25 protein-coding genes are annotated in these 23,986 nt (G+C 59.6%); 9 read left to right on the top strand and 16 right to left on the bottom strand.

The genetic code is table 11. The annotated features are described in order from the left end of the window. Window positions 1-8 precede the first annotated feature (8 nt). The 8 genes from C4S63_RS10575 to cyoA form a co-directional block, all read right to left on the bottom strand. Entirely contained in the window at window positions 9-431 is a 423-nt protein-coding gene (locus tag C4S63_RS10575) for a VOC family protein (RefSeq protein WP_103917531.1), read from the bottom strand. A gap of 167 nt (window positions 432-598) precedes the next feature. Continuing rightward, window positions 599-1,150 (bottom strand): response regulator transcription factor, encoded by a 552-nt coding sequence (locus C4S63_RS10570; RefSeq protein WP_062815907.1) that lies wholly within the window; start codon window positions 1,148-1,150, stop codon window positions 599-601. 3 nt (window positions 1,151-1,153) lie between these two features. Further along, the gene (locus C4S63_RS10565; RefSeq protein WP_062815906.1) at window positions 1,154-2,482 is read right to left on the bottom strand and encodes an ATP-binding protein; all 1,329 of its coding nucleotides are present in this window, start codon (window positions 2,480-2,482) and stop codon (window positions 1,154-1,156) included. Window positions 2,483-2,560: 78 nt separating this feature from the next. Next, window positions 2,561-3,271 carry an SURF1 family protein gene (locus C4S63_RS10560; RefSeq protein ID WP_062815905.1) on the bottom strand — a complete coding sequence of 237 codons (711 nt, stop codon included), beginning with the start codon at window positions 3,269-3,271 and terminating at the stop codon, window positions 2,561-2,563. A 299-nt stretch (window positions 3,272-3,570) separates the two neighbouring features. Continuing rightward, entirely contained in the window at window positions 3,571-3,924 is a 354-nt protein-coding gene (gene cyoD / locus C4S63_RS10555) for a cytochrome o ubiquinol oxidase subunit IV (protein WP_103917530.1), read from the bottom strand. Continuing rightward, window positions 3,921-4,556 carry a cytochrome o ubiquinol oxidase subunit III gene (gene cyoC / locus C4S63_RS10550; protein WP_062815903.1) on the bottom strand — a complete coding sequence of 212 codons (636 nt, stop codon included), beginning with the start codon at window positions 4,554-4,556 and terminating at the stop codon, window positions 3,921-3,923. The genes cyoD and cyoC overlap by 4 nt, the downstream gene beginning before the upstream one ends. Continuing rightward, window positions 4,549-6,549 (bottom strand): cytochrome o ubiquinol oxidase subunit I, encoded by a 2,001-nt coding sequence (gene cyoB, locus C4S63_RS10545; RefSeq protein ID WP_062815902.1) that lies wholly within the window; start codon window positions 6,547-6,549, stop codon window positions 4,549-4,551. The genes cyoC and cyoB overlap by 8 nt, the downstream gene beginning before the upstream one ends. A 38-nt stretch (window positions 6,550-6,587) precedes the next feature. Then, the gene (gene cyoA, locus C4S63_RS10540) at window positions 6,588-7,571 is read right to left on the bottom strand and encodes a ubiquinol oxidase subunit II (protein WP_062815901.1); all 984 of its coding nucleotides are present in this window, start codon (window positions 7,569-7,571) and stop codon (window positions 6,588-6,590) included. Window positions 7,572-7,819: 248 nt separating this feature from the next. On the opposite strand from cyoA, the gene C4S63_RS10535 reads away from it, so the two are divergent. After that, window positions 7,820-9,118 carry an MFS transporter gene (locus C4S63_RS10535; protein ID WP_103917529.1) on the top strand — a complete coding sequence of 433 codons (1,299 nt, stop codon included), beginning with the start codon at window positions 7,820-7,822 and terminating at the stop codon, window positions 9,116-9,118. Between the two features lie 276 nt (window positions 9,119-9,394). On the opposite strand, the gene C4S63_RS10530 is transcribed toward C4S63_RS10535, so the two are convergent. Next, window positions 9,395-10,504 (bottom strand): NADH:flavin oxidoreductase, encoded by a 1,110-nt coding sequence (locus C4S63_RS10530; protein ID WP_062815899.1) that lies wholly within the window; start codon window positions 10,502-10,504, stop codon window positions 9,395-9,397. A 158-nt stretch (window positions 10,505-10,662) separates the two neighbouring features. On the opposite strand from C4S63_RS10530, the gene C4S63_RS10525 reads away from it, so the two are divergent. From C4S63_RS10525 to C4S63_RS10510, 4 genes are all read left to right on the top strand, one after another. Next, entirely contained in the window at window positions 10,663-11,124 is a 462-nt protein-coding gene (locus C4S63_RS10525) for a helix-turn-helix domain-containing protein (protein ID WP_062815898.1), read from the top strand. Continuing rightward, on the top strand, window positions 11,121-11,750 hold the full coding sequence (locus C4S63_RS10520; protein ID WP_197461855.1) for a hypothetical protein: 630 nt from the start codon (window positions 11,121-11,123) through the stop codon (window positions 11,748-11,750). The genes C4S63_RS10525 and C4S63_RS10520 overlap by 4 nt, the downstream gene beginning before the upstream one ends. A 210-nt stretch (window positions 11,751-11,960) precedes the next feature. Further along, a complete protein-coding gene (locus C4S63_RS10515) occupies window positions 11,961-12,617 on the top strand; it encodes a hypothetical protein (RefSeq protein ID WP_062815897.1) in 657 nt (218 codons plus the stop codon). Beyond that, window positions 12,604-13,314 carry a hypothetical protein gene (locus C4S63_RS10510; protein WP_062815896.1) on the top strand — a complete coding sequence of 237 codons (711 nt, stop codon included), beginning with the start codon at window positions 12,604-12,606 and terminating at the stop codon, window positions 13,312-13,314. The genes C4S63_RS10515 and C4S63_RS10510 overlap by 14 nt, the downstream gene beginning before the upstream one ends. Before the next feature lie 306 nt (window positions 13,315-13,620). Here the strand turns inward: C4S63_RS10510 and C4S63_RS10505 are convergent, their stop codons facing one another. The 7 genes from C4S63_RS10505 to C4S63_RS10480 all read right to left on the bottom strand — a co-directional run bounded on the left by C4S63_RS10505 (window position 13,621) and on the right by C4S63_RS10480 (window position 18,450). Further along, a complete protein-coding gene (locus C4S63_RS10505; protein ID WP_062815895.1) occupies window positions 13,621-13,914 on the bottom strand; it encodes a hypothetical protein in 294 nt (97 codons plus the stop codon). A 124-nt stretch (window positions 13,915-14,038) separates the two neighbouring features. After that, window positions 14,039-14,461: a hypothetical protein gene (locus C4S63_RS10500; RefSeq protein ID WP_062815894.1), complete on the bottom strand. Its 423-nt coding sequence runs from the start codon at window positions 14,459-14,461 to the stop codon at window positions 14,039-14,041. Between the two features lie 76 nt (window positions 14,462-14,537). Beyond that, the gene (locus C4S63_RS17285; protein ID WP_146063377.1) at window positions 14,538-15,017 is read right to left on the bottom strand and encodes a hypothetical protein; all 480 of its coding nucleotides are present in this window, start codon (window positions 15,015-15,017) and stop codon (window positions 14,538-14,540) included. A 303-nt stretch (window positions 15,018-15,320) separates the two neighbouring features. Further along, window positions 15,321-15,926: an NlpC/P60 family protein gene (locus C4S63_RS10495; RefSeq protein ID WP_231874172.1), complete on the bottom strand. Its 606-nt coding sequence runs from the start codon at window positions 15,924-15,926 to the stop codon at window positions 15,321-15,323. 28 nt (window positions 15,927-15,954) lie between these two features. Continuing rightward, window positions 15,955-16,629, bottom strand: a complete 675-nt coding sequence (gene rpe, locus C4S63_RS10490) for a ribulose-phosphate 3-epimerase (RefSeq protein WP_062815893.1) — start codon at window positions 16,627-16,629, stop codon at window positions 15,955-15,957. 160 nt (window positions 16,630-16,789) lie between these two features. Beyond that, on the bottom strand, window positions 16,790-17,455 hold the full coding sequence (murU, locus tag C4S63_RS10485; RefSeq protein WP_062815892.1) for an N-acetylmuramate alpha-1-phosphate uridylyltransferase MurU: 666 nt from the start codon (window positions 17,453-17,455) through the stop codon (window positions 16,790-16,792). Continuing rightward, window positions 17,452-18,450, bottom strand: coding sequence for an aminoglycoside phosphotransferase family protein (locus C4S63_RS10480; RefSeq protein ID WP_062815891.1), 999 nt, complete (start codon window positions 18,448-18,450; stop codon window positions 17,452-17,454). The genes murU and C4S63_RS10480 overlap by 4 nt, the downstream gene beginning before the upstream one ends. 89 nt (window positions 18,451-18,539) lie before the next feature. Here C4S63_RS10480 and C4S63_RS10475 point away from each other — a divergent pair, with 89 nt between their 5' ends. From C4S63_RS10475 to rsmA, 4 genes are read left to right on the top strand one after another with little or no spacing between them, the layout of a single operon-like run. Next, window positions 18,540-20,822: an LPS-assembly protein LptD gene (locus tag C4S63_RS10475; protein WP_062815890.1), complete on the top strand. Its 2,283-nt coding sequence runs from the start codon at window positions 18,540-18,542 to the stop codon at window positions 20,820-20,822. Then, complete coding sequence (locus C4S63_RS10470; protein ID WP_062815889.1) at window positions 20,815-22,122, top strand: peptidylprolyl isomerase; 1,308 nt, start codon at window positions 20,815-20,817, stop codon at window positions 22,120-22,122. The genes C4S63_RS10475 and C4S63_RS10470 overlap by 8 nt, the downstream gene beginning before the upstream one ends. After that, window positions 22,119-23,123, top strand: a complete 1,005-nt coding sequence (gene pdxA / locus C4S63_RS10465) for a 4-hydroxythreonine-4-phosphate dehydrogenase PdxA (protein ID WP_062815888.1) — start codon at window positions 22,119-22,121, stop codon at window positions 23,121-23,123. Before C4S63_RS10470 ends, pdxA begins: the two co-directional genes overlap by 4 nt. Further along, window positions 23,120-23,914 (top strand): 16S rRNA (adenine(1518)-N(6)/adenine(1519)-N(6))-dimethyltransferase RsmA, encoded by a 795-nt coding sequence (rsmA, locus tag C4S63_RS10460; protein ID WP_062815887.1) that lies wholly within the window; start codon window positions 23,120-23,122, stop codon window positions 23,912-23,914. The genes pdxA and rsmA overlap by 4 nt, the downstream gene beginning before the upstream one ends. Window positions 23,915-23,986 lie beyond the last annotated feature (72 nt).

Raw genomic sequence — 23,986 nt, 5'->3', positions numbered from 1 at the left:
CAGCCACACTACGGCATGGGTTTGTCGCAATTGAGCATCCAGGGCACCCCGAAGCGGTCGATGCACATGCCAAAGCGCTTCGCCCAGAAGGTTTCCTCCATGGGCATGCGAATCTCGCCGCCGTCGCTCAACGCCGCAAAGATGGCTTCCGCCCGCTCGGAGGTTTCCGCCTGCACATTGATGATGGTGCCTTGCGGTTTTTCATACGTATCCGGCGGGCAATCCGACCCCATCAATACGATGCCCTCCCCCTCCAGGCAGACATGGCAGATGTGATGGTGGCTTTCTGCCGGCACCTCACTGGCCATGGGCGATTCGCCCATGGTGATCAGGAAACTGATCTCGGCCTGCAGGACACCGGCATAAAAATCAAAGGCTTCCCGGCAATTGCCCGGGAAATTCAGATAGGGATTAAGACGGACTTCCGACATGGCTTCTCTCCTTGAAGGAATTGGCTTTCCATAGTTAATCGATTGGGGTGACCGTTTTTCGACAGCCCCCCCAATTTTTGTAGGAGCGTCGCTGGCGGCGCGATTCCATAGGGTGGTTATCGCGCCGCCAGCGACGCTCCTACGCGGCGTTATTGAGAACTGCGAGATTATTTAACCCGCTGCTTGCCCAGCTTCCTGGCCAGGGTCCGTCGATGCATGCCAAGCCGGCGGGCGGTTTCGGAGATATTAAAGCCGGTTTCCGCCAGGGTTTCGTGGATGCGTTCCCATTCCAGGGTTTTCAGGTCGGTTTCCCGGGCGGTCAGAGCCACGTCCACGTCGCCCTCGGCGCGCAGGAAGGCCGCTTCGATATCATCGGTGTTGGAGGGTTTGGCCAGGTAATGGCAGGCGCCCAGCTTCACCGCTTCCACCGCCGTGGCAATGCTGGCGTAACCGGTGAGCACTACAATCAGCATGTCCTCGTTATGCTGATTGAGCATCTGCACACAGGCCAGACCGGACGCCTCGCCTTTCAGTTTCAGATCCACTACCGCGTAGCCCGGATCATGGTCCTCCAGCAACACCTCCATCTCGTCCATTCCCGACGCATGGATCACGGTATAGCCGCGCCGTTCAAAGGAACGACTCAAGGTACGGGCAAAGGCCTCGTCGTCTTCCACGATCAGCAGCAACCGCTCGGTCTGTTGCTCCAACTCACTCACAACCTATTCCTCTTCCAGCGTGACGGCGGACAGGGGTAACGACAGCATCACCACGGCCCCACCCTGCACCAGATTCCGGGCGCGCAGATTCCCCCCCAGGGTACGCAGCACATTCATGACCAGGAACAACCCCAGGCCGCTACCCGGTCGGCCCTTGCTGGACTGGTAGGGGCGCCCCAGGCTTTCCAGCATGGCCGCCGGGAAGCCGGGGCCCCGGTCGGTCACCGAAATCACCAGGTTATCGTCATGGCGATGTACATCCAGGCGCACCCATTTCGGCGATGCCTCCAGGGCGTTATCGAGCACGTTATGGATGCTCTGCTTCAGGGCCGAGTCGGAAACGATGCTCAGGTCCTGGCCAAAATCATTCAGGTAAATGAAATCCTTCACCGGGCGGGTTTCCCGCCATTCCGCCACCAGGTCATCCAGGAATTCCCGGGCAGTGGTTTCCTCCGACGACTCGCCCCGTGCCTCACCGGCAGACAGCAGGATGCCGCTGACGATGGACTTGCAACGCAGCACCTGGGTCTGCATCTCGCCGATTTCCTGGGCCATGTCCGGATCAGACTTGAACGGCTCCATGTGCCGCCAGTCGCCAAGAATCACCGACAGGGTGGCCAGCGGGGTGCCCAGTTCGTGGGCGGCGCCGGAGGCCAGCAGCCCCATGCGCACGATGTGCTCCTCCTCCGCGGCCCGTTGACGAAGCTCCGCCAGGTGCTCGTCGCGCTGGCGACGGTTACGGGTGATGCGGTTGATAAAGATCACCAGCAGCACCCCGTTGAGCACAAAGCAGATGATCATCCCCTCGATATACAGGCTGAACAGACCCTTGGAATGATCCAGCGGCAGCGGCAGCGGCTTGCCCGACCAGGCCAGCCAGGCAAAGCAAAAGGTAGTAGTGATCAGGATCACCCAGGTGGACCACACCTTGAGCAGCACGGCCCCGAGAATCACCTGTAACAGATAGAGAAATACGAAGGGGTTGGTGGCCCCGCCACTGAGATAGAGCAGGATGGTCAGCGTCGCCACATCAATCAGCAGCGACAGGAACAACTCGGTATTGCCGATGCTTTTCGGCAATTTCAGGCGCAGCAGGCTCACCGCGTTCAGCAGCAACAAGCCAAACAGCACCACCAGCATCTGCCCCAGCGGCAGCGTGATACCGAAACCGTAGTGCACCAGCAGGATGGTGGCCAGCTGCCCGCCCATGGCGATCCAGCGCAACTGGATCAGCAGCTGCAAATTCTTGCGACCGGCCACATCCTCACTGGAACGGCGAATGGCCGCCAGGGGGGCCGTGCCGGCGGGGGCTGTCATAGTCAGTTTATCCATGGCCAGTCAGTTTACCGACTTCGGCGTGAAGGTGTGAGGCAGTTCGCCATGCAAGCATGGCTTCAACAAACAACGCTTTCAGCCCTTGCGCTGTTCGCGCACCACCAGCCAGGCCGCCAGCATCACGCCCAGCGCCAGGGCAAACCAGGTGATGGCATAGACCCGATGGTTATTGGGGAAGCGGATCACGGTAAGCCCACCGATGGGTCCGGGCTGCGTGCTGGTCTCCGCATCAACAAAGTACGGCGCCACCGGCGCCAGGCCGTGCAGTTCGGCCATGGCCTGCACATCCCGGGAATACCAGCGGTTCTCGGTGGGCACATTGTCGCGCAGCACCCCGCCACCCGGTTGGTTGAGCCGCAGCAGGCCGGTCACCGAGACCTGGCCGCGTGGAGTGAAGTCCCCCCGGGCAGCCTGCTCGCGCAAGCGCTGGGGCACGAAGCCACGGTTGATGTAAACCCGGCTGCCATCCGCCCGCTGCAAGGGCACCATCACCCAGTAACCCTGCCCCTCTTCCGTGGCCGCCGCCACCAGGGAGAGGCCGTCGACCCGGTATTCACCCGTTAACTGAACGCGCCGATATTCGTGGACATCCTTGCTCACGCTGGCCCAGTCGACCGGAGCTGGGGCCGTCACCGGGGCGGCATGGACGCGGGCATCCACCCGGGCGATCAGATCCTCTTTCCAGGCCAGGCGCTGCACCTGCCAGACGCCCAGGGCGACAAAGCCGGCAAAGGCCGCCACGCACAACAGCAGAAACAGGAAAGAAAGAAGACGCCGACGAGCCATGGCAATGCCTCTTCAAACGTGGGGAAAGATCGTTAAACCCTTTTCACCACAGAGAACACTGAGATTAAGCGGTTTTACTCAGTGAAGTCTGTGATGAAAAAGCTTTTGTCCGACGCATGGGGCGTTTCTGCATGCCCCCTTGCGTGCTCAGCGTGGTCTGAAGTGTGCAGCTGTTGTGTCTTGTCTCGACGGGCAGGGTGGCTCCCTTTCCTAGAGACAAGGCGCAACAGATGCGCGCTTCAGGCCGCGCCCTCGGGTCAGAATGACTGAGCATGCAAGGGGGCATGCAGAGACGCCCCCTACATCATGCCCGGCATCATGTTGTTGTTCAGGCTGATCATCACCCACAGGGAACCGGCCAGGGTGATGAACACCAGCACCAGGGTGAAGATCAACGCCAGCATGTTCCAGCCCCCTTCCGAATGGAAGTTCATGTGCAGGAAGAACACCATGTGGACAAAGATCTGCACCACCATGAAAGACAGGATCACCAGTGCTGTGGTGGTAGAGCTTTCAAACACATTGCCCATTACCACCCAGAACGGAATCACGGTGAGGATCACCGCCAGCACAAAGCCGGTCACGTATTCCTTCAGGGAAACGTGGGGGCCTTCCGCCTCGTGATGATCGTGATCGTGTGTATGCTCACTCATGGCAGCACTCCCATCAGGTAAACGAAGGTAAAGACACCCACCCAGACCACATCCAGGAAGTGCCAGAACATGGACAGGCAGAACACCCGGCGTTTGTTGGCGGGGATCAGGCCGTGCTTCTTGAGCTGGAACAACAGGGTCACCAGCCACACGATACCGAACAGCACGTGCAGGCCGTGGGTGCCAACCAGCGCAAAGAAGGCGGTCAGGAAACCACTGGTCTGCGGCGTCGCACCGATGTGGATCAGGTGATAGAACTCATACAGTTCCACCGCCAGAAAGCCCGCGCCCAGCAGGCCGGTAATACCCAGCCAGATCAGCGTGCCCTTCAGGCGGTTGGCCTGCATCTCCAGCATGGCGAAGCCATAGGTGATGGAGGACAGCAGCAGCATGGAGGTGTTGATGGCCACCAGTGTCAGGTCGAACACTTCCATCCCGGTGGGGCCACCGGCATAGCTGCGTGCCAGTACCCCGTAGGTGGCGAACAGCGCTGCGAAGATCAGGCAGTCGCTCATCAGGTAGAGCCAGAAACCCAGCAGGGTACCGTTCTGGGGGTGATGATCCCCCTTCACCAGGAACTCCAGCTGGCCGTCCTGGGTTTTCCCGTCAGCGGTCATGGTTGCTTCAGACATTGGCAAGCACCTTGGTTCGTTCAGCTTCAATCCGCTCTACTTCCTCGGCAGGAATGTAGTAATCACGGTCGTAATTGAAGGTGTGGTAGATGGCCGTGCCGATCAGAGCCACAAAGGTCACCGCCGCCGCCAGCCACATGTGCCAGATCAGGGCGAAGCCACAGGCCACGCTGATCGCCGACAGCACGACGCCCGCCCAGGTGCCCTTGGGCATGTGAATCGGGATGAAACCGGATTCCGGGCGCTTGAAGCCGTGCTGTTTCATCTGCCACCAGGCGTCCAGATCATGTACGCGCGGAGTAAACGCAAAGTTGTACGGCGGTGGCGGCGAGGAGGTGGACCACTCCAGGGTGCGGCCATCCCACGGGTCGCCGGTTTCGTCCTTGAGCGCTTCGCGACGCTTGAAGCTCACCACCAGCTGGATCACAAAGGCGGCGATACCTACAGCGATCAGGACCGCACCGAAGGCGGCAATCTGGAACCAGATCTGCAGGGACTGATCCTCGAAGTGGCTGACACGACGGGTCACGCCCATCAGGCCGAGCACGTACAGCGGCATGAAGGCGAAGTAGAAACCGATCAACCAGAACCAGAAGGACATCTTGCCCCAGAACTCGTCCAGCTTGTAACCGGTGGCCTTGGGGAACCAGTAGGTGATACCCGCAAACAGACCGAACAGCACGCCACCGATTATCACGTTATGGAAGTGGGCGATCAGGAACAGGCTGTTGTGCAGCACGAAGTCCACCGGCGGTACCGCCAGCAGCACCCCGGTCATACCACCGATCACGAAGGTGACCATAAAGCCCACGGTCCACAGCATGGGCACATCAAACTTGATGCGGCCACGGAACATGGTGAACAGCCAGTTGAAGATCTTCGCACCTGTCGGGATCGAAATAATCATGGTGGTGATCCCGAAGAACGAGTTCACACTGGCCCCGGAGCCCATGGTGAAAAAGTGGTGCAGCCATACCAGGTAGGACAGCACGGTGATCACCACGGTGGCATAGACCATGGAGGTGTACCCGAACAGCGGCTTGCGGCTGTAGGTGGCCACGATCTCGGAGAAGATACCGAACACCGGCAGGATCAGGATGTACACCTCCGGGTGACCCCAGATCCAGATCAGGTTCACGTACATCATGGCGTTGCCGCCCATGTCGTTGGTGAAGAAGGCGGTGCCCAGATAACGGTCCATGGTGAGCATGCCCAGTACCGCGGTCAGTACCGGGAAGGCAGCCACGATCAGCACGTTGGTGCACAGGGACGTCCAGGTGAATACCGGCATCTTCATCAGGCTCATGCCCGGGGCTCGCATCTTGACGATGGTCACCAGCAGGTTGATCCCCGATAACAAGGTCCCCACCCCGGCGATCTGCAACGACCAGATGTAGTAATCCACCCCCACCCCGGGACTCTGCAATATCCCCGATAGTGGCGGATAAGCCAGCCAGCCGGTCTTGGCAAACTCGCCCACGAACAGGGACATCATCATCAGCGCGGCGCCACCGGCGGTCATCCAGAAGCTGAAGTTGTTCAGGAACGGGAAGGCCACATCACGGGTACCGATCTGCAACGGAATCAGGTAGTTCATGATCCCGGTCACCAGCGGCATGGCCACGAAGAAGATCATGATCACGCCATGGGCGGTGAAGATCTGGTCGTAGTGATCAGGCGGCAGATAGCCCATGTTGTCGCCAAAGGCCATGGCCTGCTGCAGGCGCATCATGATGGCATCGGCGAAGCCGCGCAGCAGCATCACCAGACCCAGGATGATGTACATGATGCCGATCTTCTTGTGGTCGATGGAGGTAAACCACTCGGTCCACAGGTAGCCCCACAGCTTGTAGCGGGTCAGTGCCGCCAGCATGGCCACACCCCCTACCGCCACCACCGCAAAGGTAGCCAGAATGATCGGATCATGGAACGGAATCGCGTCCCAGGTCAGACGTCCGAATATGAGTTTGGTCAGGTCCAGGTTTTCAAACATGGGCGACACCTACTGCGACAGTATTCAGGTAAACAGGCTTATTCATGGTGGCCTCCATGCTGGGCATGGCCGGCGTGGGCATCGTGCCCCGTTTCGCTCGCCTCCTGCTTGCCATGGCCGCTGTGGTACATCATGTCTTCCATGCACACGGTGCCCGGGTCCACGCAGCGATTGAGAATGGCGTGGTAGAGGGTCGGATCGACGCTGCCATAGCGGGTCACCGGGTCCTTGATGCTGGGCACTTCCAGCTCCTTGTAGACCTCGCGGCTGAGGGTATTGCCGCTGGCCTTGTTCTTGTCCACCCAGGCCTGGAAATCTGCCTCGCTGAGCCCGTGGAACTGGAACTTCATATGCGAGTAGCCGGCACCACTGTAGTTGGCGGAGAAGCCCTGGTAGACGCCCGGCTCATTGATCACGCCGTGCAGCTTGGTCTCCATGCCGGCCATGGCATAGATCTGCCCGGCCATGGCGGGGATGAAGAAGGAGTTCATCATGGTGGACGCGGTGATCTTGAAGCGGATCGGATGATCCACCGGCGCCGCCAGCTCATTCACCGTGGCGATGCCCTGCTCCGGGTAGATGAACAGCCATTTCCAGTCCAGCGCCACCACTTCCACGGTGAGCGGCTCCAGATCCGCCGGCACCGGGGTGCTGGCATCAATGCGATCCAGCGGCCGGTAGGGGTCCAGCTTGTGGGTATACACCCAGGTCATCGCCCCCAGGGCGATGATGATCAGCAACGGCACCGCCCAGATCACCAGTTCCAGCACGGTGGAATGGGTCCAGTCAGGCTTGTAGGTGGCCTCGGTATTGGATGCGCGATAACGCCAGGCGAACCACAGCGTCAGCACGATGACGGGAACGATGACCAGCAGCATCAGGATGGTGGACCAGACAAGCAGGTCCCGCTGTTGCACTGCCACATCACCAGAGGGGGACATCACGACTGCATCGCAACCCGACAGCAGGGCAGCGACAAGCAACGTCAGCGACACTCCACGCAAGTATTTGAATATTTGCATTGGCGGCTATTCTGGTTGGCTTATGGGATAGGAGAACTCTAGCCAAGGCAATGGGAAGCGGGTATTGGACATTTTGTCCCATAGCCTTAAAGTGCTAGGGGAGTGGACCCTAACCCTGTAGGAGCCATGCTTGCATGGCGAAAGGTGCCAGCCCGGTTCGCCATGCAAGCATGGCTCCTACAGGGAAGACACATCCGCATCCATCACTGAACGGGCTCTTTAGCCCAGGCAGAACAAGAGCGCACAACATGTCCCAGCCCCAGCAGTCCCACGGTTCCAGCCATGCCCCGGTGGCGCCCAATGAAATCGCCGTCGGTGTGGTCATCGGCCGGACTTCCGAATACTTCGACTTCTTTGTCTATGGCATCGCCTCGGTACTGATCTTCCCGCAGGTGTTTTTCCCCTTCGCCGACCCGCTACAGGGCATGCTCTATTCCTTCTCCCTGTTTGCCCTGGCGTTTGTGGCCCGGCCCTTCGGTACCGCCCTGTTCATGACGATCCAGCGCCACTGGGGTCGCGGCATCAAACTCACCGCAGCCCTGTTCCTGCTGGGGACCGCCACCGCCGGCATCGCCTTCCTGCCCGGGTACGAGAAGCTGGGTGGCTACGCCATTACCCTGCTGGCCCTGTTCCGTATCATGCAGGGGGTGGCTTTCGGCGGCTCCTGGGATGGTCTGCCGTCGCTGCTGGCCCTGAACGCGCCAAAGGAAAAGCGCAGCTGGTACGCCATGATCGGTCAGCTGGGCGCGCCGCTGGGGTTCGTCATTGCCAGCGCCCTGTTCCTGTTTCTCTATAACAGCCTGAGCGCCCCGGATTTCCTGGGCTGGGGCTGGCGCTACCCGTTCTTCGTGGCCTTCGCCATCAACGTGGTCGCCCTGTTCGCCCGCCTGCGTCTGGTGCTCACCGAGGAATACACCGAAGCCCTGGAAGAAAGCGAGCTGGAGCCCATCGGCACCACCGAGATGGTGCGCAAGCAGGGCTACAACATCTTTATCGGCTCCTTCGCCGCCCTGGCCAGCTATGCCCTGTTCCACCTGGTGACCATCTTCCCGCTGTCCTGGATCGCCCTGCAGGGCAGCCAGACCACCGGCCAGGTGCTGACCGTACAGATCGTCGGCGGCATCGTGGGCATTATTGCCACCATCGGCTCCGGCTGGATCGCCGCGCGCATCGGCAAGCGCACCACCGTGGGCGCCCTGGCGGCGGTGATCGGCGTCTTCAGCCTGCTCACCCCGCTATTGATGGGGGGCAGCCCGGCCATGCAGGACACCTTTATCCTGCTCGGCTTTGCCCTGCTGGGGATTTCCTACGGCCAGGCCTCCGGCACCGTCACCGCCAACTTCGAGCGCCGCTTCCGCTACACCGGTGCCGCCCTGACCTCCGACTTCGCCTGGCTGTTCGGCGCCGCCTTCGCTCCGCTGGTGGCCCTGGGCCTGTCCGCCAAATTCGGCCTGCTGTCGGTCACCGTCTACTTGCTCTCCGGCGTCATCTGCACCCTGCTGGCGTTGGCGGTGAACCAGACCCTGGTGGATCAGGGGGAGGATTAATAACCACCTGTAGGAGCACCTCTTGAGGTGCGAACCGCGTGTAAACGCGGAATCGTCCGGCGGACGATCAGAAACCCGCCGTCAGCCCCATACGGGATCGGGTGCCATTTCTGGCCCTTTCCTCGCTGTCGCTCGGTTCGCGCCTCAAGAGGCGCTCCTACAGCGGCTCCGTAGAACGCAAAGAGGCCGCACCCAGACTCTGGACGCGGCCTCTTTCCTATCGGATCCGGCAAACCCGGATCCGCGTTGTAGCTTGCAGCTTGGAGCTTGTAGCTCTTAACTCAAACTTCCCAACGCCTTCTTGGTAAACGGCGCGATCTCTTCCTCACGCCCTTCCTTCACCTTCAGCAGCCAGTTCGGGTCCTGCAGCAGCGCCCGGCCCACGGCGATCATGTCGAACTCGTCGTTATCCATGCGTCGGGTCAGCTCATCCAGCGCCGCCGGGTTGGCGGTACCGCCCATGCCTTCCGGGCTGTTCAGGAAATCCCCATCCAGACCCACGCTGCCCACGGAAATGGTGGGCTTGCCGGTGATCTTCTTGGTCCAGCCGGCCAGGTTCAGGTCGGAACCCTCGAACTCCGGCAGCCAGAAACGTCGTGTGGAGGCATGGAAAATATCCACGCCGGCTTCCACGAACGGCATCAGGAAGCGCTCCAGCTCTTCCGGGTTCTCGGCCAGCTTGGCGTCGTAATCCTGCTGCTTCCATTGGGAAAAGCGCAGCACAATGGCGAACTCCTCACCTACCGCTTCACGGACCGCCTTGACGATCTCCACGCCGAAGCGGGCGCGGTTCTCGATGGAGCCACCGTACTCGTCATCGCGCTGGTTGGTGCCTTCCCAGAAGAACTGGTCCAGCAGATAGCCGTGGGCACCATGAATCTCTACCCCGTCAAAGCCCACCGCTTTGGCGGCCCTGGCGGAGTCAGCAAAAGCCTGCACCACGTCCTGGATATCCTCATGGGTCATGGCGTGGCCATTTTCCTTGCCCGGCTTGAACAGGCCGGACGGCGAATGCCCGGGCACGTCCTTGTCCGGACCAATCCCGGGCTTGCGCACCGAGCCCACGTGCCAGAGCTGCGGGATGATCTGGCCACCAGCCTCGTGGACCGCATCCACCACCTTCTTCCAGCCCGCCATGGCGGCATCGCCATAAATGGCCGGCACCCGCTCATAGCCGTTGGCCGCCTTGTGGCCCACAAAGGTGCCTTCGGTGATGATCAGGCCCACCTCACCCTCGGCTCGGCGGCGGTAGTAACCCACCACCTCGTCATTGGGCACATAGCCCGGCGAGAAGGTGCGGGTCATGGGGGCCATGGCCACCCGGTTACGCAGGTTCAGGGATTTGTGCGCAAAAGGGCGCAGCAGACTGTCCAGGGAACCACTCATTGTTACTCTCCCGAATTTTGTTTCACTCTGGCGCTCAAGCGAGCGCGATAAAAAACAACAGAATCAGCGAGGCCACCAATCGACGGCCCTCAATTTGGTTGCGTTATAAAACCTTATTTGGTTTCGTTATGCAACCTTTCTGGCGTACAATGCCACCCATGACACGCAAACGCTTCGATGAAATGGGCTGCTCGGTGGCCTGCGCCCTCAATGAGGTTGGTGACTGGTGGTCCCTGCTGGTGGTCAAGCAGGCCATGCTGGGCACCCGCCGCTTTGTGGATTTCCAGCACAACCTGGGCATAGCCAAGAACATCCTCTGCAACCGCCTGACCCGGCTGGTGGACAACGGCGTCATGGTGCGCGTGGACGTGGGCGAGCACGGCAAGCGCTACGAATACCGCCTCACCGACAAGGGCCGCGACCTGTTTACGGTAGTCACCGCCCTGCGCCAGTGGAGCGAACGCTGGAATGGCGAGAAAGACAGCATGCAGCTGGTGGACCGCCAGACCGGAGAGCCGCTGGCGCCGGTTACCGTCCAGAACCAGCAGGGTCAGACCCTCACCGTGCGGGATGTGCGTTTTGTGGATGAAGATGGGAAGCCGCTGGAGGAAGCTGGATGACCACCGCGTCAGCCCTGCACCAACGATGGCGGGCCGTCGTCGCCCCGCTACTCCCTGACCCGGAGTCCACCTGGCAACAACTCACCACCCACTACAGCGAACCCCATCGCCACTATCACACCCTGGACCACATCGCCGCCTGCCTCGGATGGCTAGACCACTATCGCCATCTCGCCGCAGATCCCCTTTGCCTGGAACTGGCCCTGTGGGCCCACGATGTGATTTACGATCCCCGCGCCAGCGATAACGAAGCTCGCAGTGCAGACTGGTTTGCCCAGCAGTTTGCTGATAGCACGCTGACCGACCAACAGCGCGCCCGAGTACACGAACTCATCCTGGCCACCATCCACCCGCACCCACCCACGGACCCGGACATGGCCCTGCTGCAGGATATCGACCTGAGTATTCTTGGGGCAGATGTTGAGTTGTATGACCGGTATGAAGGGTGGATTCGGCAGGAATATGAGTTTGTGCCGGAAGAAGCGTTTCGGAAAGGGCGTAGTGCGGTGTTGCAGAGTTTTCTGGATCAGGCTGTGATTTATCACACGGTAGAGTTGAGGGAGCAACTGGAAGTGTCGGCGCGCAACAACCTTAGCCGGGCTTTGGGGACGCTTTCCGAGGACTGAGTGGCAGCCCGCTTTGGGAAGCTCGCGAGCTGCCCACGGATCGCCCAACGATGAGCCCGCAATAGCCTCCAAAAACACCATGTAAGAAATAGCTTACAAGCAAATAGGATTTACAGCGCTGCGATAATAGGCATGAATGTTTCCACTTTCAGCAGCGGATTCTGTTATTACATGTCTCGCTCCGGGAGAGGCGACTCAGGGGAAAATAAAATGAAATCATTGCTGGCTATGCTGTCATTTTTAATTTTGCTAAGCGCATGCCAAAGTCGAGGAATTAATGACGAGTACGCTGTTGCACTACAGGAGTGTCTAGAAGGCGACCTAATTGTTAGAGATATATCTTACAAAGAAAAACACTATTCCTCGCTGGCTATTAACAAAAACTGCCTCTATCAGGAAGAGGTTACAGGGACGTCAATGTTTAGTGGAAATGGCGATTTTCCTGTGATGGTATTCTGTCCCGGGCAGGCCTTGCCGTGCCAGGAATATGGCGCATTATTTGTTCGCTATCAGTTCCCTAGACGGGATGAAATAACTCATGGTCTTCAGATGTCGGCCATGAAAGGTGAGTACCTTAGGGACATTGGCCCATTTTCTTTTTACAAGAAAGGTAGGCGGATATATTTCTTTTCCCGGAAGGGAAAATTGTTCCATGGCAGTTGCAGTGAAAGTGAGCCTGGCTGGTCCCTTTGTCATATCGAAGCGAATGCGGGGAAAAGCGTCAGCTATCGACTGACTTATCCAGGAAGATTCCAGGATTATGACTGGCAGGCCTTGATGGCGTCACTGGATCAATTTGTGGCCCAGTCAATCAGAGTTGCTAAATTTAAAGCCACGCAGGAAAAAATTGATAATGAAAAGGAGTAACCGCTGGCGCTTCGCTCAGCCACTACTGATCGTCTTGTATTTGGGGGCGCCATTAGAAAGCCAAGCTGCAGATGATTCAGAGGCGCTTCATTACGATTGTCTATCGGGGCAGGCCAAGCCAATTTCGATTGGCTACTGCGCGGCTTACACGAATGTAGAAAACCAATGTGTCAAGACCGCTTGCGCCGACAGGAGAGAGGCTAGCTTTTTGATCTCTGACGCATGTCTTGAAGACTCTGACTCTAGCTGGGTTCCTAGCCTGCGAAAAAAGAGAGAAGCCCGAAAAATAAACGTGCATTTATGTCTACCAGGTTGGAATGCTTGCAAGGAACACTGGGAAAAAGAGGAGCGCTTTCATGGTGAAATTTATCTACTTGGGACGCGCTATTTTGATTATGGCTTAGATGAAAAGACGAAAGATACTGGCCTCTGGGATAAATATGGCGAATATAAAGTATATCGGAAGCAGCTAACAGCGGACTCCTCTTGGTATTACTTTGTCCGCGGCGACACAGAATTCAGGATTGAGTGTCTGGGCCGATTCCAGGGCTTTTGCAAAATGATAGGCACTCTTCCAGACCGTCAGCTTGGTTATGAATTCAAGTTTCATACACCAGAGCTTCGAAATTGGCCAAAGCTACATGGTCAGGCAGTAGAGTTCATTTCACGCTCTATGGATCTTGCAGCACAACAATAGCGAGTGCAGCCATTGAGGGTCAGGTATACTATTTCCCAGGCTTAGGTTTAATGGGAAATGGGAGGCCCGACCCCATTCCCGACCCCGGAGGCGGTGTTTCGGAAAGGGCGGAGTGCGGTGCTGGAGGGTTTTCTGGGTCAGGGGGCGCTTTACCACACGGCTGACTTAAGCGAGCGATTCGAAGTGTCTGCGGGGGAAAATATTAGTCGGGTTTTGGGAAAGCTTTCAGAGGGCTGACTGCCACACGCTTTGGGAAAGGAAAGACCTGCCACAGTGCCCTAAGGCATGCCCCAGTCACATTTTCCCTTATTTCCCACTCTGTCTTTTCCTGACCTCAAGAATAATTGACACTAAAAATGCAAACACAACCACTACTCCATTAATCTCAATGTAATCGTCCAGTGTCACATTGTCACCCGTCCTAGCATTTACCATAGGACTATTCAGCTGCCAATCAACCAAACTAACGATGGCCAGCATGACACCCAAAGCAAGCATCAAGGCTGCATTTGAAGACGCCATCAGGCCGCTTCTCGCCAGAAACTCCAACAGCACCCAAGCGAAAAGCATTCCCAGGCAATACAGAAAAATCGGATGCATATGATTACCACTATCTTCATTTAGCCAACAGCTGCATGCCAACCATTTTCCAGGCTGATGGGGATTGGGAGACCTGACCCAATGTTATTACGGCCCCGTGTTCACAATTTTCAATCCCGTTTTTTTAGAATTTCTCAGGAAACTCTCCGGCCTCCATATTCGGAATCAAATCCTTAATCTCATCAACGCGCTCTGGCGAGCAAAAACCTTCAATATTCTTGCTTTGCATATGATGAAAGCCAACGCCGTTCATGTCATGAATAAATGGATCATTGCCAAATTCATTACTCAGCCCCTTTAAAACTAGCGCCTTATCCATATCAACATTGCAGGTCATCGCGGCACCAACTCTTGACCAGGCGTACTGTAGATTAGGGTCCCAGCCCATAGCATCCTCCCCCGTAAAACCATGTTTGTAATGGTATTCATAAACCTCAGAACTAATATCATATGCTGCCATACCACCCTTACCGGAATATTCAGCAAAGGCATGACTGCACATAAAAAGGGATCCAGACAACAAAACCCCAAAAATTGAAACCTTCATGATCACCTCCATTTATAAAAAACAATAAGCGACTAGCAACAAGGCAGGCCTTCATTTCCCCTTCCCTCAACCCCCATCAATCACAATCCCCACGGAAGGAGGTGTTGGTAATATTTGTCATTGGATTAAATCTCATGACCACGGAAAGGCCGGATGTATTATCAGGGCGCTGAGACTCTGGATTATTAAATACCCAAACTTCGTACCAGATTGGAGGATCATGCTTAACAATCCGCACCTCCTTCAATTGGCTTTCGTCAAAACCACATTGGGTTCTAAAGCTATCGAAAATTCTTTTCCGGTACGCTGCGTTAGCCGCAGACTCGCCGGGAACACCCGCCCAGACTCCGAACTCTAGATTGGAGACGCCACCCGGAAGCTCCTTAAGCTCTGCCCGTGTAGGTGAGTATTGCGCTTCCTGTGCGGCATTGAATTGCTGAACCCGGTTATTCATCGCTGGCGAAGTCGAACAACCAGCAAGGAATGCTACAAAAAAACCAAGAAACGCATGAATCTCCCCAAAAAAATCGCGCAAAAAACGCAGCGCAACCCGCACTGCTATGCAAATGAAAATTCACTTTATCTCAGCAACTTAAAAAAATATGTAAGTCATATCCTACAAATCCAACTTGCGCGTGGGTGAAAACGGGCGGTGCAGTGGCCACATATCAGGCCGACAATAAGTGGAAGGTTTCGGGCACAACGGATGAATTGCGGTTTGCGTAGGGTGCACTGAGCCTGGGGCGAACTGCACCGCGTGGGCGGGAAATGGTGCAGTTCACCTTAGGCTCAGTGCACCCTACTCGTTTGGCAGAGGGGTTAGGTGCGGTAACGCCAGGCGCGCACGAGATGGCGCGTATTACAAACCGGCTAACCGCCGAGCCTGCCAGTACCGCCGATGCCAATAAGGATTACTCAGGGAGGACGTCATGACGCCCTGGCTGGAGGACGCATGCAAGAAATCGCCGTTGCCCATGTAGATGCCCACATGGCGGTTACCGGGGCCGGTGCGGAAGAACACCAGGTCGCCCACCTGAATCTCGTCACGTTTGACCTTTTCGCCACTTTGCAGCAATTCAGTGGTAGTGCGCGGCACTTCCATGCCCAGGCGGGACAGGAAGGTGAGATAGACAAAACCGGAGCAGTCCACGCCGCGAGGACTCAAGCCGCCGTAGCGGTAGGGAACACCTTTCCAGTCTTCGTGCTGGGCTTCCAGGGACACGCGCAGGGGTGGCACTTCGGCCATCACGTCTGCCACCAGTGCATCCATTTCCTGCTGGGCCTGCAAATCCGGGGCGCTATTGCCTGAGCGGGCTTTCTGCTTGGCACGGATTGCCGCCGGAGCCTCGGTCATGGATTCCGGGGCAACGGGCGACCTGCTGGCACAGCCGGCCAGCAGGAGCATCAGACAGGTGAATAGCAGGGTCGCGTAGCGCATGGAGGGATAAGGCAGCGGCAGGGCCATTCGGTTCCCTCCTGAGCGGTGTAGGCCCTCAGGCCTGCGCCAGCTCCTCGCGCATTTGCTGGATGACGGCGGCGTAGTCGTCCTTGCCGAAGATGGCGGAGCCCGCCACGAAGGTGTCGGCGCCGGCGGCGGCCACGTCACGGATGTTCTTTTCAGAGACGCCGCCATCCACTTCCAGACGGATGTCGTAGCCGCTGGCATCGATCATCTGGCGCACGGCGCGGGTCTTGTCCAGGGTGGAGGGGATGAACTTCTGGCCACCGAAGCCCGGGTTCACGCTCATCAGCAGGATCATGTCCAGCTTGTCCATGACGTATTCCAGGCAGTCAGGACGGGTGGCCGGATTGAGCACCAGGCCAGCTTTGCAGCCGTAGCTTTTGATCAGTTGCAGGGAGCGATCCACGTGCTGGCTGGCTTCCGGGTGAAAGGTGATGTAGCTGGCGCCGGCCTCGGCGAACATGCCGATCAGGTCGTCCACCGGGCTGACCATCAGGTGCACGTCGATGGGGGCGGTGATGCCGTGGTCGCGCAGGGCCTTGCAGACCATGGGGCCGATGGTCAGGTTGGGCACGTAGTGGTTGTCCATCACGTCGAAGTGGATCACGTCCGCCCCGGCGGCCAGCACGTTATCGCATTCTTCCCCGAGACGGGCGAAGTTGGCCGCGAGAATGGAGGGGGCGATCAGATAATCCTGCTTGGGCATGAAGATTCCTCAGTAAAGACAGTTGCGAGTAAGGAGTTTCGAGTGGCGAAAAGCAAAATCAAAAGCGCCGGTTTGGCCTTTCGAAACGCGTTGCTCGCAACTCGAAACCCAGTGATCGCGCCGCCAGCGACGCTCCTACAAAACCATTTTCGGCGCTGGATCAGGGGCTCTTGAGTAACCGATCCAGTTCCTCCAGGCGCTCCGGGGTGCCGATGTCCCACCATTGACCCGGGTGGTGCTCACCGCTGACAGCATCGTCGGCCATGGCGGCGCGTAGCAGCGGCGCCAGTTTCGCTTCGCCATCGGGCAGACCCCGGAACAGGGCCGGATCGAACCGCCCGATGCCCGCATAGGTCAGCCTGGGTTCGTCATTATCGCGCACCCGCCCCCCCTCTGTCAGATGAAAATCCCCACCCGGGTGGTGGTCCGGGTTATCCACCAGCACCAGATGCACCGGGTCGGGCCGCTCGGTCACCAACCGGGACAGGTCAAAGTCGGTCCAGATATCGCCGTTGACCAGCACAAAGGGAGCATCCCCCAGCAAGGGCAGCGCCCGGCGAATGCCGCCGGCGGTTTCCAGCGGGGTACCTTCATGGGAATAGACGATGGGAATGCCAAAGCGCCGACCATCGCCCAGGGTGGCGGCCAGCCGGTCGCCCAGCCAGCCGGTGTTGATCACCAGGGAATCGATGCCCCCATCGCGCAGTTTCTCGATGTGGTATTCGATCAGCGCCTTGCCCCCCGCCTGCAGCAGGGGCTTGGGGGTGTGATCGGTGAGGGGCCGCATGCGCTTGCCGTAGCCGGCGGCCAGGATCATCGCCTTCACTCGTTGTCCTCGAGCTGATCCAGGATCCATTCCAGGTCCGCCAGCTCCGGACGGCGGGCGATGACGGTGCGCAGGTAGGCGAAGAACCGGGCTACATCGCCCAGGTATTTGGGTTTGCCGTCCCGGTGGCAGATGCGCGCAAAGATGCCGATCACCTTGAGATGGCGCTGGGCGCCCATCAGGTCGCAATCGCGCAGGAAGGTATCGAACTCCGCCGGCACCGGCAGGCCTGCGGCGGTGGCCTTGTCGAAATACTCCCGCAGCCAACCCAGCACCCGCGCTTCCGGCCAGCTGATAAAGGCATCCTTGAACAGGCTGATCACGTCATAACTGATGGGCCCGGCCACCGCGTCCTGGAAGTCCAGCACCCCGGGGTTGGGGTCGGACACCATCAGGTTGCGGGGCATGTAGTCCCGGTGCACGAACACCTGCGGCTGGGCCAGGGCCGATTCGATCAGCACGGTAAACACCCGGTCCAGACGCTGGCGCAGCTCGCCGGTGACCACCTTTTCCCGGTGGCGAAACAGGTACCATTGGGGGAACAGCTCCAGTTCCCGCTGCAGCAGGGCCTCGTCATAGACCGGCAGACCGGCCACATCGGTATGCAATTGCTGGGTAATCAGGGTGTCGATGGCGGCGCTGTACCAGGCATCCGCATTACCCTCATTGAGGGCGGTGAGCCAGGTCTCATTGCCCATGTCGGTGAGCAACAGGAAGCCCTGCTGCAGATCCTGATGAACGATTTCCGGCACATGCAGGCCGGCACGCTGAAGACGCCGGGCCACATCAATAAAGGGGCGGCAATCTTCCTGGGCCGGTGGCGCATCCATGGCGATCAGGCTGCGGCCATCGTGCTGATAACGGAAATAGCGGCGAAAGCTGGCGTCCGCAGAGGCCGGCACACCCGCCAGCTCAGCGCCAATGTGAGCGCTTACCCACTGATCGAGAGCCTGCTTACGCAGATCTACGTGAGAATTACTTTTATCAGGCTGCATTGCCTTCCTTGTTCCATTACACTGCCGCTTTTACCGCGCCAGTTATCCGCGCGGTGCAAAACGGCCTTTTTACCTGTTCTGAGCAGCCGATGCCACTGCCCGTACAACGAATTCTGATCCCTGGCCTGCTGCTTCTGGCAGGCACCAGTACCGCGGACAACGACCTCAACTGGGTTGACCGCGAAGAAATGGCCACGTTCCCCGCCGTGCAACAGCGCAGCATTCCGGAATGGTGTGGCGGCATCTACTATAACCCCGCCGTGGGCATTCCTGTGGAAGGCAGCGACACCGTGGTCACCGCTGACCACTCCACCATGTCGCAGAATGGCCTGATCGAGCTGGATGGCGACGTGCTGATCGAACAGCCCGGCAGCCGCATTACCACCGACAGCGCCCAACTGGACCAGGCCACGGGCAAGTTCCAGCTGGAAAACGGCATGCGTCTGGAAAGCGACCAGGCCACCTTTATTGCCTCCAGCATGAGCGGCCAGACCCGCCGCAAGGAAGGCAGCCTGCTGGGGGTGCGCTATTCCCTGTTCAACACCGCCGCACGGGGCAGCGCCGACTACATCTTCCTCAATGAGACCACCACCACCATTACCCGTGGCTCCTATACCACCTGTGCGCCAGGCTCCAATGGCTGGTCACTGGAAGGGGAGCGGATTTTCCTGGACCGGGAAAAGGGCTGGGGCGAAGCCAACAATGTGGTGCTGAAAGTCAAAAGCATGCCGATTTTCTGGCTGCCCTGGCTGACCTTCCCCATTGATGACCGGCGCAAGACCGGCCTGCTGTTCCCCACCATCGCCATCGGCGACAGCAGCGGCGGCCTGGATATTACCCAACCGATCTACGTGAACATCCACCCACAGCTGGATGCCACCATCGGGCCCCGCTTTATTGATGGCCGCGGCGAAGGGGTGGACTCCGAATTCCGCTATCTGACGCCCTGGGGCGAAGGCGACATCAGCTACGGGGTGCTGTTCAACGACCGCAAGTTTGACGATGAAGACCGCCAGGTGGCCCGCTGGAGCCACCGGGGCAATATCAACCGCTGGAACCTGAAGACCGACTTCAACTATGTGTCGGACGACTTCTACTTCAAGGATCTGGATACCGGTCTGGAGATCAGCTCCCAGACGCACCTGCCCCGACTGGCGGAAGCCCGCTATTACGGTCGCACCTGGCAGGTACTGGGGCGCATGCAGTCCTGGCAGACCATCGACCCGACCCTGGAGGATCAGGACCTGCCCTACCGCCGTCTGCCCCAGCTGCAGCTCACCGGCGATCCCACCCTGTATGGCCCTCTCAAGGGTCTGTGGCTGTCGGACATCACCTCCTTCGAGCGCAGCGGTTCCGATGACAGCGGCAAGGCCACCGGCCTGCGCGCCCACGCGGCCCCGGCCCTGAACCTGCGCCTGCAGAAGCCCTGGGGCTATCTGGAACCCCGCGCCCGGCTATATCACACCCGTTATGAGCTGGACAGCGTGGACGCCAACGCCGAGGACAATCCGGATATCACTACCTGGGGCGCCAGCCTGGACTCCGGTCTGTTCTTCGAGCGCCCCAGCCGCTGGCTCGGCGAGGATTACACCCAGACCCTGGAACCGCGTCTGTTCGTCAACAAGGTGGCCTACAAGAATCAGGACTTCCTGCCCAACTTTGACAGCCGCGAGCTCACCTTTTCCTACAACTCCCTGTTCCGGGAAAACCGTTTTATCGGCTATGACCGCATCGGCGATGAGGAAAAACTGGCGCTGGGCCTGACCAGCCGTTTCCTCCATGATGCCACCGGCCGGGAACAGCTGCGGCTGCGGGTGGCCCAGGGGTTCTACTTCGAAGATCGCAAGGTAACCACCGAACAGACCGTGGAAGACCCCACCGATGACCAGACACCACTGGTGGGCGACGCCCGATGGAACTTTGCCCGCGACTGGTACCTCTACACTGAAGCCCAATGGGATCTGGAAGAAAACGAGCGGGAACGCTCCAGCTTCCAGATCGGTTACAACGACCGGGAACGCCGGGTGGTCAATCTGGGTTATCACGACCGCCCCGAAGACGACATCCGCGAATCGGAAATCAGCGGCATCCTGCCAATACATCGCCACTGGCGCATGGTGGGCCGCTGGATGTACGACCTGGAAAACAAGCGCACTCTGGAAACCATCGCCGGGGCCGAATACCGCAATTGCTGCTGGAAACTGCGCCTGCTGAGTCAGCGGGAGCTGGTGGACGATGACGGCGACGGCGATCTGGAGGCGGACAGCACCATCTGGTTACAGATCCAGATGGTCGGCCTGGGTGGCTTCGGCGGCCAGGTGGATGCCCTGCTGGAGCGCAGTATTCCGGGATACAGGAGACAGTATGATTAAGACAACCCTGCACGCCAGACACACTCTGCTTGGCCTGCTGACCATGGTCGCGCTGATGGTGCCGGTCTGGTCCCATGCCAAGGTGCAGATGCTCGATCGCATTGTGGCCGTGGTCAACGACGGCGCCATCATGGCCAGCGAGCTGGATGAACGCATCAGCACTATTGCCCTGCAGTTCCAGGAAAAGGGCCAGCCATTGCCACCCCCGGCGGTGATGCGCGAGCAGGTCCTCGACCGTATGATCCTGGAGCGCCTGCAACTGCAGCTCGCCGACCGGGCCGGTATCAAGGTGGATGACGCCACCCTCAACCAGGCCCTGGCCGGCATTGCCCGCCAGAACGGCATGACCCTGGAAGATTTCGCCGGCGCCCTGCGCCAGGATGGCTACAACTGGGCCCAGTTCCGTGAACAGATCCGTGAGGACATGCTGATTTCCCGTCTGCAACAGCGCAGCGTGGCGTCGCGCATCCGCATTACCGACCGGGAAGTGGACCGTTTCCTGAGTTCGGAAATGGGCAAGCAAATGTTCGAAGCCGATTTTCGTCTGGGGCACATCCTGGTACGCGTCCCTGCCGGTGCCAGCCCGGAGGTGGTGCAGGCCGCCCGCCAGAAGGCCGAAGGCATTGTGGAACGGCTGAACAAGGGTAGCGATTTCCAGCAGCTGGCCACCGCTGAATCCGATGGCCCCAAGGCGCTGGAAGGGGGCGACCTGGGCTGGCGCCCGGCGGCCCAGTGGCCCAGCCTGTTTGCGGAAACCGCCATCGACATGGACAAGGGCGAGATTTCCCCGCCCCTGCGCTCCGGCGCCGGCTTCCACATTCTCAAGCTGATGGACCGCAAGGGCGGTGTCGAGAAAGTAGTCACCCAGTATCAGGTTCGCCACATTCTGATCAAACCCGACGCCCTGATCAGTGCCGAGGAGGCCCGCGACAAGGCCATTCGCCTGCATGACAGCATTGCCGAGGGCAAGCAGGACTTTGCCACGGTGGCCGCAGAACATTCCGATGATCCGGGCAGCGCCCGCAACGGCGGCGAACTGGGCTGGATCACCCAGGGCGAGATGGTGCCGGAATTCGAGGACATGATGCTCAATACCCCGATGGGGGAACTGTCGCCGGTCTTTGAAAGCCAGTTCGGCTGGCACTTCCTGCGCGTGGACGCTACCCGCGATGCGGACATGAGCGAGGAATTCCGCCGTATGCAGGCCACCCAGGCCCTGCAGAAACGACGCTTCGAAGAAGAGCTGGAAACCTGGCTGCAGGAGCAGCGCAGCGAGTCCTACGTGGATATCCGCTTATGAGTCTGGCGTCTGACGCCGGACGTCTGACGCCAGAGCGTCCCATCGCCATCACCTGCGGAGACCCGGCAGGCATCGGCCCCGACCTGGTGCTGACCCTGCCGGCCTCCTTCCCGGATGCCCCGCTGGTTGCCATCGGTGACCGTGACGTCCTGAAAGACCGAGCCTCCCGGCTCGGCCTGACGGTCACCCTCTCCGACTGGCAACCCGGGCAACCATTGGCGCCCGGCACCCTGCCGGTATGGCACACCCCGGCTGGGGCGCCGGTCACTGCCGGCCAGCCGGACCCGGCCACCGCCAGCGGCACGCTCACCCTGCTGACCCGCGCCGCCCAGGGCTGCCTGGACAACACCTTTGCGGCCATGGTGACCGCCCCGGTGGCCAAGAACGTGATTTGCGAAGGGGCCGACCCGGCCTTCACCGGCCATACCGAGTTTCTCGCCGAGCAGGCCGGGGTGGACCAGGTAGTCATGATGCTCACCGCCCGCGAACTGCGCGTGGCCCTGGTCACCACCCATCTGCCACTCAGTCAGGTGCCCCGGGCAATCACCGCAGACAGCCTGACCCGCACGTTGACCATTCTGCGCAACGACCTGATCGGCAAGTACCGCATTGATGAACCCCGTATTCTGGTGCTCGGGCTCAACCCCCATGCCGGCGAAGGGGGTCACCTGGGCCGCGAGGAACTGGACGTGATCATTCCCACCCTGGAAGCCCTGCGCGGCCAGGGCATGGCCCTCACCGGCCCACTGCCGGCGGATACCGCCTTCCAGCCGGACCTGCTGGCAAAACATGATGCGGTGCTGGCCATGTACCACGATCAGGGTTTGCCCGTCCTCAAGTACGCCGGCTTTGGCGAAGCCATCAACATTACCCTGGGGCTGCCCTTTATCCGCACCTCGGTGGATCATGGCACCGCTTTCGACCTGGCTGGCACCGGCACGGCCAAGGCCGGCAGCCTGATCGCCGCCACCCGACTCGCTCTGGAGCTTGCCGCCACATGACAGAACATCGCACCCGCAAACGTTTCGGCCAGCACTTCCTGCATGACCGCAACCTGGTGGACCGCATGGTGCGCACCCTGGGGCTGCAGCAGGACGACACCCTGGTGGAAATCGGCCCTGGCCGTGGCGCGCTTACCTACCCGCTGCTGGAAGAGATACCTCACCTGCACGTGGTGGAACTGGACCGGGACCTGATTGCCCTGCTGCGCCAGGAAAACAGCCCGGAACGCCTGACCATCCATGAAAGCGATGCCCTGCGCTTCGACTTCCGCACCCTGAAACCGGCGGACAAGCCGCTGCGGGTCATCGGCAACCTGCCCTACAACATTTCCACCCCGCTGATCTTCCACCTGCTCAGCCAGGCGGACGCCATCAGCGACATGACCTTCATGTTGCAGAAGGAAGTGGTGGACCGGCTCACCGCCAGCCCCGGCACCCGGGACTGGGGGCGCCTGTCGATCATGGTCCAGTACCATTGTCAGGCGGACTATCTGTTCTTTGTGCCACCGGGCGCCTTCAGCCCGCCGCCCAAGGTGGATTCCGCCGTGGTGCGCCTGATTCCCCACGCCAGCCCGCCCCATCCGGCAAACGATGAAGAGCACCTGCGCCGACTGGTGGCCCAGGCCTTCACTCAACGACGCAAGGCCATCCGCAATAGTCTAAAATCCCAGGTAACGCTGGAGCAGTTCGAACAGGCAGGCATCGACGCCGGTCTGCGCCCGGACCAGCTCACCGTGGCGGACTATGTGACCCTGGCCAATCTCACCTGCCCCGGGGCAGGCAACGCCTAACGGGCCACTCTGTCACGTCAGCGCCCGCCGGGTAACCGGCATCGGGTGGCATCACCCTTCAGCGAGAATCAC

It is taken from the genome of Alcanivorax sp. DSM 26293, assembly GCF_900107995.1.
Lineage (GTDB): Bacteria > Pseudomonadota > Gammaproteobacteria > Pseudomonadales > Alcanivoracaceae > Alcanivorax.
Note: the sequence above shows the minus strand (reverse complement) of the source record. Positions and strands in the feature narration are given on the sequence as shown.